We start from the raw sequence: 12,786 nt of genomic DNA on the forward strand, positions 1-12,786 counted from the left end.
CGCGGGGCGCGCCCCGCCGGCCGGGACCTCGGCGCTGTCGGCGGTCACGCGACCGGCGCCGGGTGGAGCCGTCCCTCCGCGGCGACGTCCCCCATCACGATGATCGCCGGGGCCCGGACCCCGACCTGGGCCGCACGCTCGACGACGTCGCCGAGCGTGGCCCGCGTGACGCGCTGGCGCGGCGTCGAGCCGCTCTCCACGATCGCGACGGGCAGCGCCGGGTCGGCCCCGGCGCCGAGCGCCTGGGCCGTGATGCGTGCGAGCTGCGAGACACCCATGAGGACCACCAGCGTAGCCGTGCGGTCGCGCACGCCGGCCAGGGCTCCGGCGTCGAGACCGTCGTGCCCGCTGGTCACGTGGAACGCCGCGACGGTGCCGCGGTGCGTGAGCGGGATGTCCGCGAGCGCCGGCACGCTGAGCGCGCTCGAGACGCCGGGCACGACGTCGACCGGCACGCCCGCCTCGCGGCACGCGACGACCTCCTCGCCGCCGCGCCCGTACACGAACGGGTCGCCGCCCTTGAGGCGCACGACGTGCCGCCCCCGCTGCGCCTGCTCGACGAGGATCGCGTTGATCTCGTGCTGCGGGACGGGATGGTTCCCGGGCGTCTTGCCGACGTCGATCACCTCGACGCCGGGCGCGAGCTCGTCGAGCACGTCGACCGGCCCGAGCCGGTCCGCGACGACGACGTCCGCCTCCGCGAGCGCCCGCCGGCCGCGCACGGTGAGCAGGTCGACGGCGCCCGGTCCCCCGCCGACGAGCGTGACGCGCCCCGTCCCTCCCGCCGCCCGGCGGCGGCGCTGGTCGGCGCCGCCCGAGCGCAGGTGCTCGGCGACCGCGTCGCGCACCGCGCGGGCGCGCCGCGGGTCGGGGGGCCCGTCGCCGGCGTCGGTCACGACCCCGACGAGCACGTCGCCGCTCCGGGCGACCGCGGGCGTGCGCGCGGTGCCCTCGTGCGCGGCCCCCGCGTTGACGCACCAGACGCGGCGCGCGGCGGCCCACGCGGCGACGTCCCGGTTCGTCCGCGAGTCGTCGGTCGCGGCGAGCACGAGCCACGCGTCCGCGACGTCGGACTCGCGGACCTCGCGCGGCGCCCAGGTGACGCGCCCGCCCGGGTGCGCCGCGGCGTCGGACGCGGGGTGCAGCAGCGGGGCGTGCAGGGACGCGGCGACGAGGTCGCGCAGGTCCTCGCAGACCTGGGGAGCCACGACGCGGACGTGCGCGCCGTCGTCGGCCATCGCCCGGGCGCGGCGGGCCGCGACGGGGCCGCCGCCCGCGACGAGGACCGTGCGCCCGGCGAGGTCGATCCCGAGGAGCGTCGTCACGACGCACCGTCCGCGGGTGCGGGGCGCGTGCGCACATGCACGACGCCGTCGCGCACCTCGGCGGGCCACGTCGCCAGGTCGGGCGCGAGGCCCTGCACGGGCGCGTACCCGGCGGACTCGAGGCAGCGGCCCGTCGTCAGGTCGAAGACCTGCTTGTACATGGGCCCGGCGACCGTCGGCACGCCGCCGCGCGTGCCGACGATGCCGCGCGACATGACGTTCGCGCCCGAGTACGGGTCGCGCTGCTGCACGACGCGCACCGTGTCGTCCGGGAGCCGGAACAGCGCGACCTGCACCCCGCCGACGAGGGCCGCGGCGCCCCGCTCGACGAGGAGGTCGCGCAGGAGGCACACGCGCTCCCACCCGTCGTCGTGCGCCGTGCCGGGGCCGACCTGCTCTGCTGACGCGACGCTCATCGACGGACCTCCAGGGTCGTGCCGGCGATCACCACGGGGCCGGCGGGGACGGTGGCGAGGCCCGCCGCACGGGCCTCCTCCAGGGCGGCGCGCTCGTCCTCCGTCGCGGGCCGGATCTGGCCGCGCTCGGTGACGTACGCGAGGTCGGGGTCGGGCTCGGCGGGCGCGTTGACGAACGAGCCGAACCGGCGCAGCTTCTCCGGGTCCTCCAGGACCGCGCGCCACTCGTCCTCGTAGTCGCCGACGTGGCGGGCCATCGCGGCGTCGAGGTCGGCGGCGATGCCGAGCGAGTCCTCGAGGATCACGGCGCGGATCGCGTCGAGCCCGCCCTCGTGGTCCTCGACCCACGCGGCCGTGCGCTGCAGGCGGTCGGCCGTGCGGACGTAGTACATGAGGAAGCGGTCGATCGTGCGGATCAGCGCCTCGTCGTCCAGGTCCTCGGCGAGGAGCTGCGCGTGCCGGGGCGTGAACCCGCCGTTGCCACCGACGTAGAGGTTCCACCCCTTGTCCGTCGCGATGACGCCGACGTCCTTGCCGCGCGCCTCCGCGCACTCGCGCGCGCACCCGGAGACGCCGAGCTTGAGCTTGTGCGGCGAGCGCAGGCCGCGGTACCGCAGCTCGAGCTCGACGGCCATGCCCACCGAGTCCTGCACGCCGAACCGGCACCACGTGGACCCGACGCACGACTTCACGGTGCGCAGCGACTTGCCGTACGCGTGCCCGGACTCGAACCCGTGCTCCACGAGCCGGCGCCAGATGTGCGGGAGCTGCTCGATGCGCGCGCCGAACATGTCGATGCGCTGGCCGCCCGTGATCTTCGTGTACAGCCCGAAGTCCTTGGCGACCTGGCCGATGACGAGCAGCCCGTCCGGCGTGATCTCGCCGCCCGGGATGCGCGGGACCACGGAGTACGTGCCGTCCTTCTGCATGTTCGCCATGACGTGGTCGTTCGTGTCCTGGAGCGCGGCCTGCTCGCCGTCGAGGATGTGCCCCGAGCCGAGCGACGCGAGGATCGACGCGATCGTCGGCTTGCAGATGTCGCAGCCGCGCCCGGCGTCTCGCACCAGCACGGCGCCCCCGGTGTCGGTGACCGGCTCCGGCACCCGCCCGAACCGCCCGATGATCTCGCTGAACGTGCGCAGCCCCGCGACGCGCACGGCGTCGAACAGCTGGGCGCGGGAGAGGTCGAAGTGCTCGCACAGCGCGTTCGAGACCTCGACGCCCGCACGGGCGAGCTCGGTCGTCGTGATCTTCTTGACGAGCGGGAGGCACGACCCGCAGCTCGTGCCGGCGCGCGTGCACGCCTTGACGCCCGCGACGTCCGTGCAGCCGTGCTCGGTGACCGCGCCGCGGATCGTCCCCGCGCTGACGTTGTTGCACGAGCAGACCGTCGCGTCGTCGGGCAGCTCGAGGCTCGGCGCGCCGGCCCCGGAGCCCTCGGGCAGCAGGAACAGCCCCGGGTCGCCGGGCAGCTCGGTGCCGAGCATCGGCCGCAGCGACGCGTACGGCGCGGCGTCGCCGACGAACACGCCGCCTAGGAGCGTACGCGCGTCGTCGGACAGGACGAGCTTCTTGTAGACGCCCGCGACCGGGTCCGCCCACACGAGCTCCATCGCGCCCTCGGTGCGCCCGTGCGCGTCACCGAAGCTCGCGACGTCGACGCCCTGGAGCTTGAGCTTCGTCGCGGTGTCCGCGCCCGGGAACGTCGCCTCGCCGCCGAGCAGGCGGTCCGCGACGACCTCCGCCATCGCGTAGCCCGGCGCGACGAGCCCGATGCAGCGGCCCTCGATGCACGCGACCTCCCCGACCGCCCACACGTGCTCGTCCTCGGTGCGGCACGCGAGGTCGACGACGGCGCCGCCGCGCTCGCCGACCGCGAGCCCCGCGGCACGCGCGAGCTCGTCGCGGGGCCGCACGCCCGTCGCGACGACGACGACGTCCACGTCGAGCCGACCGCCGTCGGCGAAGTCGAGGCGACCCACGTGACCGGTGCGGCGCGAGACCTTCATCGCCTGGGTGCCGGTGTCGCAGCGGACCGCGATGCCCATGCCGTTGATGAGGCGCTTGAGCGCCTCGCCGCCGCCGAGGTCGATCTGCGCGTCCATGAGGTGCGTGCCGAACTGGATCACGGTCGCCTGCGCGCCGAGCGCCTTGAGCGCGCCCGCCGCCTCGAGACCGAGGAGGCCGCCGCCGATGACCGCGCCTCGCACGGGGCGCTCCCAGCCGCCGTCGGTCGTCGCGGTCCGGCGCTTCTCCTCGACCCAGCCGCGCAGCGCCGCGACGTCGTCGATCGTGCGGTACACGAACACGCCCGGGAGGTCGTTGCCCGGGATGGGCGGCATCGCGGCGCTCGACCCCGTGGCGAGGACGAGCTCGTCGTAGGCGTGCACGCGCCCGAGCCGGTCGGTGACGGTGCGCGCCGCACGGTCGATCGACGTCACCGCGCAGTCGCGGTGCAGCGTCACGAGCGGGTCGTCCCACAGCGCCGGGTCGCCGAGCGTGAGCTCCTCGGCGTCGCGGGCCGAGAAGTAGCTCGTGAGGGCGACGCGGTCGTAGGGCTTGCGCGGCTCCTCGGCGAACAGCGAGACGCGCCACGTGCCGGCGGTGTCCCGGGCGCGCAGCGCCTCGACGAGCCGCTGCGCCACCATGCCGCCACCGACGACCACGAGGTGTCGGGGCGCGTCCGGCGCGGCGGGTGCCGGGGCGGCGGGATCGGTCTGCGGTCCGGTCACGGCGGGCTCCTCGGGGGCGTCGGGGCGGGTCGTGCACCGCGCGGCGGGCGGCCGGGTGAGCGGCGAGCCGTGCCGGACGGTGCGTGCTCGACGCTACGGAGACGCGGTTTCGCGACCGTGCCCCGTCCGTTGCCCGTCCGTAACGGTGTTCTCACCCGGGGGGTCGTCCGCGTGTGAGGTCGGCGGCTCGGGCCGAGGTCGGCGGCTCCACGCGAGATCGGCGGTCGTGATCGCCGATCCCGCGTGGCACCGCCGATCTCACGCGCCGAGCTCGACGGGGGTCGGCGCGCCCGCGCCCGCCGGCTGCTCCGGGTCCGCCGTCGCGAGCCAGTCGACGAGGCCGCACACGACGTCCTTGCACCCGCCGCACCCGGTCGTGGCGCGCGTGGCCCGTGCGACGTCGTCGACGCTGCGCGCGCCGTCGTGCCAGCACGCCACGACGTCCCCCTTGGTCACGCCGTTGCACGTGCAGACGGTCGTGCGGTCGGGCATGTGGGTCGGGGACGACGCCGGGGCGGGCGCCTGCGCGACGGGGCGCAGCAGCAGGTGGGCCGGGTCGGCGGGCACCGGGAACCGGCGCGTGTACGTCGCCGTGAGGTCCGCGCCGACGTCGGGCGCGCCGACGCACGTCGCGCCGACGAGCAGCCCGTCCGCGACGACGACCTCGACGTGCCGTCCGCCCACCGGGTCGCTCAGGGTGACCGAGCGGTGCGCCGGGTCGTGCGTCCGGCGCGCGCCGCACACGCCCATCGTCACGATCTCGAGCCCCGCCGCCTTGACGCGCACGACGTCGGTCCCCGTCGTCGAGCGCGCACCGGGCCCCGCGGGCGCCGGGCCTCCGCCGCCCGCCGCCCCGGGCGCTCCGACCGCGGCGGCGCGCCGCTCCCCCACCGGGCGCGCGACGACGTTCATGGCGAGGCGCAACGCCATGCTCGGCCGGTCGGCGTCGCCGAGGCGCACGCGCGGGCGGCCCGGTGCCGTGCCGGTCGTCGCGTCCGGCACCGCGCCCACGGTGGCTCCCGGCCCCGGCGCGCGGTCCGCCCCCGACCGTGCCGCGAGGTGCTCCGCGAGGCGGCGCGCCTGGTCCCAGCCCTGCGCGACCAGTCCCGTGCCCCCGTCCGGCGGCTGGGCGCAGTCGCCGATCGCGAAGACGCGCGGGTCGTCGGGGCTCGCAAGGTCGTGGCCCACGACGACGCCCCGGTCGACGGCGAGCCCCGCCGCGCGCGCGAGACCCGCCTCGGGCACGGTGCCGCACGCGAGCACGACGAGGTCGGCGCCGAGGTCGACGACGCGCGTCGCGCGCTGCCCTCCGTGCCCCGGGCCGCCGGGGTCTCCCGGCGCGGGGGCGGCGTCCGCGACGGCGGCGACCCGGAGCGTCACGCCCCGGACGGCCCCGTCCACGACGAGCACGCGCTCGGTCCGGGCGCCCGTCCACGTCCGCACGCCGAGGCCCGCGAGCCCGCGCGCGACGACGGCGCCCGCGGCCCGGTCGAGCTGACGGTCCATGACGCTCTCGCCGCCGTGCACGAGGCTCACCGGCACGCCGCGCCGCGCGAGCCCGCACGCGACCTCGATCCCCAGCACGCCCGCGCCGACGACGACGGCGTGCCGGGCGTTGACCGACGCGGCGACGACCTCGCGCGCGTCGTCGAGCGTGCGCAGCGCGTGCACGCCGCGGGGCAGGCCGCCCGGGTGGTCGGTGAGGCCGGGCACGTCGGGCACGCGGGCGGCCGCGCCCGTGGCGAGCACGACGACGTCGTACGGGTGCGCGCCCTCGCCGGTGACGACGCGGCGCGCCGCGCGGTCGATCGCGATGGCCTCGGTGCCGCGGCGGACCCGCACGCGCGCGTCGTCGGCGCCGGGCAGCCCGATGGCCGCGACGTCGACCTTCCCCGCGACGACCTCGCTGAGGAGCACCCGGTTGTACGGCTCGTACTCCTCGGCGCCGAGGACCGTGACCTCGACCGGGTCCCGGCCCGCGGCGTCGTCCCACCGCGCTGCGAGGTCGCTCGCGAACCGCGACCCGACCATGCCGTTGCCGACCACGACGACCCTCGTCATCCGGGGACCTCCTGCAGCACGGGCGCGCGCCGCACGTCCACGGCGCACACCTTGAACTCGGGCATGCCCGAGACGGGGTCGGTCGCGTCGGTCGTGACGCGGTTGACGCTGCCCTCCCCGCTCCAGTGGAAGGGCATGAAGACGGTGTCGGGCCGGACCGCGTCGGTCCACCGCGCGACGGCCTCGATCGTGCCGCGGCGCGTCGTCAGGCGGGCGCGGTCGCCGTCGCCCACCCCGAGCCGCAGCCCGAGGACGGGGTGCAGCTCGACGAACGCCTCGGGGACGACGCGGTCGAGCTCGGGCACGCGCCGCGTCTGCGCGCCCGACTGGTAGTGCTGGAGCACGCGGCCGGTCACGAGGTAGAGCGGTGCGTCGGGCCGCACGTCGTCGCTCGGACCCACGTGGTCGACCGGGACGAGGCGCGCACGGCCGTCGGGCGTCGCGAACCGGTCGAGGAACAGGCGCGGCGTGCCCGGGTGGTCCGCGGCGGGGACGGGCCAGTGCAGGCCCGGCCCGCCCGCGGCCTCGTCCGCGTCGAGGCGCGCGTGGCTGAGCCCCGAGTAGTCCGCGACGCCGCCCGCGGACGCGCGCGCGAGCTCGTCGAACACGACGGCGGGGTCGGTCGGGAACGCCACCGGCGACCCGAGGCGGCGAGCGAGCTCCGCGAGGATCCACAGCTCCGAGCGCACCTCGCCCGGGGCGTCGACGGCGCGGCGGCGCCGGATCACCCGGCCCTCGAGCGACGTCATGGTGCCCTCCTCCTCGGCCCACTGCGTGACCGGCAGCACGACGTCGGCGAGCAGCGCCGTCTCCGAGGGCACGAGGTCGCACACGACGAGCAGGTCGAGCGCGCGCAGGTTGGCCGCGACCCGGTCCGCGTCCGGGGCGCTGACCACGACGTTCGACCCGTGCACGAGCAGCGCGCGCGGGCGCCCGTCGTCGGCGAACGTCGTACCGGTGCCCCGGGCGCCGAGCGAGCGCAGGAGCTCGACGGCGGGCTTGCCCGGGCCCGGGATCGTCGCCGGGTCCACGCCCCACACCGCGGCGACGTGCGCGCGGGCGGCCGGGTCGTCGATCTTCCGGTAGCCCGGGAGCTGGTCGGCCTTCTGCCCGTGCTCGCGGCCGCCCTGCCCGTTGCCCTGGCCCGTGACCGCGCCGTACCCGGAGCCGGCGCGGCCCGGCAGGCCGAGCGCGAGCGCGAGGTTGATCGCCGCGGTCACGGTCGCGGTGCCCTGCGACGACTGCTCGACGCCGCGCCCCGTGAGCACGTAGGCGCCCGCTCCGCCGTGGACGGGCGACGCGGCGGCGAGCAGCCGCGCCACGTGACGCAGCCGCTCGGCCGGGACGCCGCACACCGTCTCCGCGCGCTCGGGCCACCACGCCGCGACGGACCGCCGCACGTCCTCGACGCCGGTCGTGCGCTCGGCGAGGTACGCCGCGTCGGCGAGCCCCTCCGCCACGACGACGTGCAGGAGCGCGAGCAGCACCACGAGGTCCGTGCCCGGCACGGGCTGCAGGTGCACGCCCTGGTCGCCCACCGGGCCCGCTCCCGGGGCGGGGACGGGGCGCCCGGGCGACCGGCCGGCGTCGGGCACCCCCTGCCCGACGGCGTCCCCCGGCTCCCCCGTGAGCGCGGCGGTCGCGCTGCGCCGCGGGTCCACGACCACGAGGCCGCCGCGCGAGCGCACGCCCGCGAGGTGCTGGACCGACGGCGGCATGGTCTCGGCGAGGTTCGAGCCGAGCAGGAGCACGGCGTCGGCCCCGGCGAGGTCGGCGAGCGGGAACGGCAGGCCGCGGTCCGCGCCGAACGCGCGGTTCGCCCCCGCGGCCGCCGACGCCATGCAGAAGCGCCCGTTGTAGTCGATGTTCGCCGTCCGCAGCACGGTGCGCGCGAACTTCCCGAGCGCGTACGCCTTCTCGTTGGTCAGCCCGCCGCCGCCGAACACCGCGACCGCGTCCCGACCGTGCTCGGCCTGGACACGCTCGATCCCCGCCGCGACGGCGTCGAGCGCGTCGTCCCACGTGGCCGGGCGGAGCTCGCCGTCGGCGTCACGCAGCAGCGGCGTCGTGAGCCGGTCGGCCGCGCGCAGCACGGTCGCGCTCGTCCAGCCCTTCTGGCACAGCCCCCCGCGGTTGGTCGGGAAGTCGCGCGGCGCCACCGTCACGGGCAGCGGTCCCGCCGTCGGCGTCAGGGTCATGCCGCACTGCAGCGCGCAGTAGGGGCAGTGCGTGTCCACGCTCAGATCCCGGCCGACGCGAGGGCCGAGCCCTTGCGCAGGTAGACGGCCCACGCCACGACGGCCATGACGGCGTACATCCCGATGAAGGTCCACAGCGCGGGCACGAGCGAGCCGGCGAGGCTCGTCGAGGCCGCGAACCCGCGCGGGATGAGGAACCCCCCGAACGCGCCGACCGCCCCGGCAATGCCGATGCACCCCGCCGCGGCCTTGCGGGCGCGCGCCCGGGCGGCGTCGAGCGCCTCGGGGTCGACGGTCGTCGCGCCGTCGAGCGCGCCGCCGGGGACGGCGCTCGCCTGGAAGACGGCCGGGATCATGCGGTACGTCGAGCCGTTGCCGATCCCGGTCGCGACGAACAGCACGAGGAACGACGCGAAGAACAGGCCGAAGCTGTGCGACTGCAGCGCCTGGATCGCGCCGAACGCCCCGAGCGCCATGACCCCGTACGACGCGATCGTCACGCGCGTCCCGCCCACCCGGTCCGCGACGAGCCCGCCGAGCGGGCGCGTGACCGAGCCGACGAGCGCGCCGAGGAACGCGATCGAGAGCGTCACCTCGGGGAACTGGCCCTTGAGGAGCATGGGGAACGCGCCGGCGTAGCCGATGAACGACCCGAACGTGCCGATGTAGAGGAACGAGATGATCCACGTGTGCCGGTTGCGCGTCGCGGCGGCGAACGACCTCGGGTCGGCCTTCGCGGTGGACAGGTTGTCCATGAACCGCCACGCGAGGAACGCCGCGAGCAGCACGAACGGGATCATCATGAGGCCCGCGCGCTCGAGCGCGACACCCGCCCCGGCGACGATGACGAGCGGCACCGCGAGCTGCACGACGGCCGTCCCCAGGTTCCCGCCCGCGGCGTTGAGGCCCAGCGCCTTGCCCTTCTCGCGCTCGGGGTAGAAGAACGAGATGTTGGCCATCGACGACGCGAAGTTGCCGCCCCCGAACCCGGCGAGCGCCGCGACGGCGAGCATCACCCCGAACGGCGTGCCCGGGTCCTGCACGACGACCGCGAGCGCCGCCGTCGGGAGCAGCAGCAGGAGGGCGGACGCGACGGTCCAGTTGCGCCCGCCGAAGACCGGCACCGCGAACGTGTAGGGGATGCGCAGCGTCGCGCCGACGAGGCTCGGCACGGCGATGAGCCAGAACTGCTGGTCGACGGTGAGCGCGAACCCGGCGGCGGGGAGCTGCGGCACGACGATCGACCACAGGGCCCACACGGCGAAGCCGAGGAACTCGGCGAAGACCGAGATCCACAGGTTGCGGCGTGCGACCGTGCGGCCGCCGTCGCGCCAGAAGGTCGGGTCTTCCGGGTCCCAGCGGTCGATCCAGCGACCGGACCGGTGCCGCGGTGCGGTCGGGCCGGGCGCGGGGACGACGACGGTCGCGTGCTGTGCGGACTGCTCACCCTCGTGGGTGGTGGGGCTCGTGGGCGCGGACATGGCGGCTCCTTCAGCAGGTCCCGGTCGGTGACCGAGACGCTAGGAACGCCGTGTTTCCCCCGCGCGCGACCGTCGTTAAGCCCGTGTGAGGTCTTCCGCACACGCGCGGCGGTGCCGCTGTGAGCGACGCGCTGAGGCCCGCGACCGGGGGCCGGGACGCGGGCCGGACCGCCGGGCCGTGAGGGTCGTCAGCCCTCGACGCCGGTCGCCTCGTGCGACGACCCGACGGGCTTGGACTCGGGCGACCCGCGCTCGCGCAGGAAGATGGCGAGCACGACCATGCTCAGGACCGCGAGCATCTCCGACTGCCAGTTCTGGAACGTCCGGCTCCAGAAGTCGGGCATCGACAGGTACTCGGTCCACGGCACGGGGTCCTCGAGGTCGCGGAGCCGCTCCTCGCTGAACGCGACGGCGCCCGCGGCGGACTGCGCGGCCCACGAGCCGACGAAGATCGCGCCCATGACGAGCGAGAGCGAGCGCGAGTAGAGCGTGAGCCGCCAGCCCCGGGTGCGCGCCCAGGCCGGCGAGTCGTCGGTCGCGTGCTCGCCCACCTTCTGGTCCTCGTCCGACTCGCGGCCCGCCTGGTCGAGCTTCTTGGACTCGGGCGACCCGCGCTGCACGAACCAGACGGTCGCGGTGATGAAGAGGAGGAACTGCAGGTACTCGGACTGCCAGTTCTCCGTGACGTCCACCCAGAACGCCGAGGAGAGCACGTACTGGCCGAGCGTCAGCGGCTCGAGGCCGGCGGAGCGCTGGTCCGCGTTGAACACGGCGACCCCGCTCACCGCCTGCGCGACGAGGGACGCGAGGAAGACGACCGCGAAGAACAGGCTGAGCGAGCTCGCGCGCAGGCCCCCGAGCACGCCGCCGGGCCCCTTCCCGGAGCCGGCGCTCACCGGTGCACCGCCGCGAGCACGAAGGTCAGCGCGAGGCCCGCGGCGACGAGCACGAGCGTCGCCCAGAACAGCAGCCGCGGGAGCCTCATGCCTCGACCTCGCAGTCGTAGGGCCGGTCCTCGCGCGGCGTGCAGCCGGCCGCGGTGACGACCCAGCCGTCACCCGAGACCGCGAGGAACAGCGTGTCGTCGGCCGTGACGACCTGGGCCTGGCGCCCCGCGACGTGGACGTCCTCGACGACGACACGGCCGGTCGCGACGAGGTCGGCGAGCGGCCCGTCGGGCGCGGTCACGGCCTGCGCGCACGGCTCGCCCGACTCCTCCGCGAGCGCGTCCGCGGCATCGGGGAGAAGGAGGGCGCACGCGGCGGCGCCGTCGCCCGCGACGACCGCGTCGCCGAGCGCGGAGACGACGTCCCGCGCGTCGTCCGGGCCGGGCCCGGCGCACCCCGCGACCGCCAGGACCGCGAGACCGGCGGGCACGAGGACCCGGGCCGCGCGACGTCGCGCGGGCCGCACCCCCGGCGTCTTCGACCGGCCCGCCCTGCCAGCGCTGCGCACGTGACCTCCTCGGACGGAACCGATGACATCCACCGGGTCCTGAGGCTCATGCTCGCCCGTCTGCCTGCGCCCGCAAGCCGGGCCGTCCTCGGGAGGGCCCCCGGGCGCTCAGCCCCAGACGAGGCCGCGCGCCGGGTCCTCCAGGACGCGGGCGACGTCGGCCAGCACGCGCGCGCCGAGCTCGCCGTCGACGAGGCGGTGGTCGAAGCTGAGGGCGAGCTGCGTGACCCAGCGCTTCTTGATCTTCCCCTTGTGGACCCACGGCTGCTCGCGGATCGCGCCGAAGGCGAGTATCGCCGCCTCGCCCGGGTTGAGGATGGGCGTCCCCGTGTCGATGCCGAACACGCCGACGTTCGTGATGGTGATCGTGCCGTCGGACATGTCGGCGGGCGACGTCCGGCCCGCGCGCGCCGTGGCGGTGAGGTCCGCGATCTCGCCCGCGAGCCCGTGCAGGTCGAGGCGGTGCGCGTCCTTGATGTTCGGCACCACGAGGCCGCGCGGCGTCGCGGCCGCGATGCCGAGGTTCACGTAGTGCTTGTAGACGATCTCCTGCGCCGCGTCGTCCCAGCTGGCGTTGATCTCCGGGTGCCGTCGCACCGCGAGCAGGAGCGCCTTCGCCGTGACGAGCAGGGGCGTGACGCGCACGTCGGCGAACTCGCGGTCGTCGCGCAGGGTGTGCACGAGCCGCATGGTCCTCGTGACGTCGACCGTGTGGAACACCGTCACGTGCGGGGCGGTGAACGCGCTCGTGACCATCGCCTCGGCCGTGCGCTTGCGCACCGACTTCACGGGCACGCGCGTCTGGCGACCGTCCGGGGTGACGGCGCCGGACGCGAGCCAGGGCTGGTCGTCGTCGGCGTACGTCGCGAGCGGCTGCGCCTGCGCGCGCTCGTGGTGGGCCTGCACGTCCTCGCGCGTGACGATGCCACCCGGGCCGGTGCCCGCGACGCTCGCCAGGTCGACGCCGAGGTCCTTGGCGAGCTTGCGCACGGGCGGCTTCGCGAGGACCGGCAGGTGCACGTGGGCCGCGGGCGCGCTCGTCAGGGTCGCGGCGCGCGGCGCCGGGGCGGGGGCCGGCGGAGCGCTCGGGGCGGGACGCGCGGCGGGCGCGGGTGCCG

General features: G+C 76.3%; 9 protein-coding genes. All 9 read right to left on the bottom strand.

What is annotated here, in order from left to right:
* Positions 1–44: 44 nt before the first annotated feature.
* Complete coding sequence (cobA, locus tag GJV82_RS06645; RefSeq protein ID WP_115941719.1) at positions 45–1,325, bottom strand: uroporphyrinogen-III C-methyltransferase; 1,281 nt, start codon at positions 1,323–1,325, stop codon at positions 45–47.
* On the bottom strand, positions 1,322–1,741 hold the full coding sequence (nirD, locus tag GJV82_RS06650; protein WP_115941718.1) for a nitrite reductase small subunit NirD: 420 nt from the start codon (positions 1,739–1,741) through the stop codon (positions 1,322–1,324). The genes cobA and nirD overlap by 4 nt, the downstream gene beginning before the upstream one ends.
* Positions 1,738–4,473 (bottom strand): nitrite reductase large subunit NirB, encoded by a 2,736-nt coding sequence (gene nirB / locus GJV82_RS06655; protein WP_318657368.1) that lies wholly within the window; start codon positions 4,471–4,473, stop codon positions 1,738–1,740. The genes nirD and nirB overlap by 4 nt, the downstream gene beginning before the upstream one ends.
* Positions 4,474–4,731: 258 nt before the next feature.
* Positions 4,732–6,534: an FAD-dependent oxidoreductase gene (locus tag GJV82_RS06660; protein ID WP_155098674.1), complete on the bottom strand. Its 1,803-nt coding sequence runs from the start codon at positions 6,532–6,534 to the stop codon at positions 4,732–4,734.
* Positions 6,531–8,732: a molybdopterin oxidoreductase family protein gene (locus GJV82_RS06665; protein WP_404812939.1), complete on the bottom strand. Its 2,202-nt coding sequence runs from the start codon at positions 8,730–8,732 to the stop codon at positions 6,531–6,533. Before GJV82_RS06665 ends, GJV82_RS06660 begins: the two co-directional genes overlap by 4 nt.
* A 41-nt stretch (positions 8,733–8,773) precedes the next feature.
* The gene (locus GJV82_RS06670; RefSeq protein ID WP_024839866.1) at positions 8,774–10,213 is read right to left on the bottom strand and encodes an MFS transporter; all 1,440 of its coding nucleotides are present in this window, start codon (positions 10,211–10,213) and stop codon (positions 8,774–8,776) included.
* 188 nt (positions 10,214–10,401) lie between these two features.
* Positions 10,402–11,109 carry a DUF6766 family protein gene (locus GJV82_RS06675; protein ID WP_024839867.1) on the bottom strand — a complete coding sequence of 236 codons (708 nt, stop codon included), beginning with the start codon at positions 11,107–11,109 and terminating at the stop codon, positions 10,402–10,404.
* An 85-nt stretch (positions 11,110–11,194) separates the two neighbouring features.
* Positions 11,195–11,668: a hypothetical protein gene (locus GJV82_RS06680; RefSeq protein WP_318657370.1), complete on the bottom strand. Its 474-nt coding sequence runs from the start codon at positions 11,666–11,668 to the stop codon at positions 11,195–11,197.
* A 108-nt stretch (positions 11,669–11,776) separates the two neighbouring features.
* Positions 11,777–12,786 (bottom strand): dihydrolipoamide acetyltransferase family protein (locus tag GJV82_RS06685; protein ID WP_155098675.1); only part of this gene is annotated, 1,010 nt, incomplete at its 5' end.

It is taken from the genome of Cellulosimicrobium composti, from assembly GCF_009711085.1.
Taxonomy (GTDB): Bacteria; Actinomycetota; Actinomycetes; order Actinomycetales; family Cellulomonadaceae; genus Cellulosimicrobium; species Cellulosimicrobium composti.

Excerpts from the sequence above, each read along its gene's own strand:
- nirD (WP_115941718.1), bottom strand. The coding sequence starts at position 1,741 with ATGAGCGTCGCGTCAGCAGAGCAGGTCGGCCCCGGCACGGCGCACGAC.
- GJV82_RS06670 (WP_024839866.1), bottom strand. The coding sequence starts at position 10,213 with ATGTCCGCGCCCACGAGCCCCACCACCCACGAGGGTGAGCAGTCCGCA.
- GJV82_RS06660 (WP_155098674.1), bottom strand. The coding sequence starts at position 6,534 with ATGACGAGGGTCGTCGTGGTCGGCAACGGCATGGTCGGGTCGCGGTTC.
- GJV82_RS06665 (WP_404812939.1), bottom strand. The coding sequence starts at position 8,732 with ATGACCCTGACGCCGACGGCGGGACCGCTGCCCGTGACGGTGGCGCCG.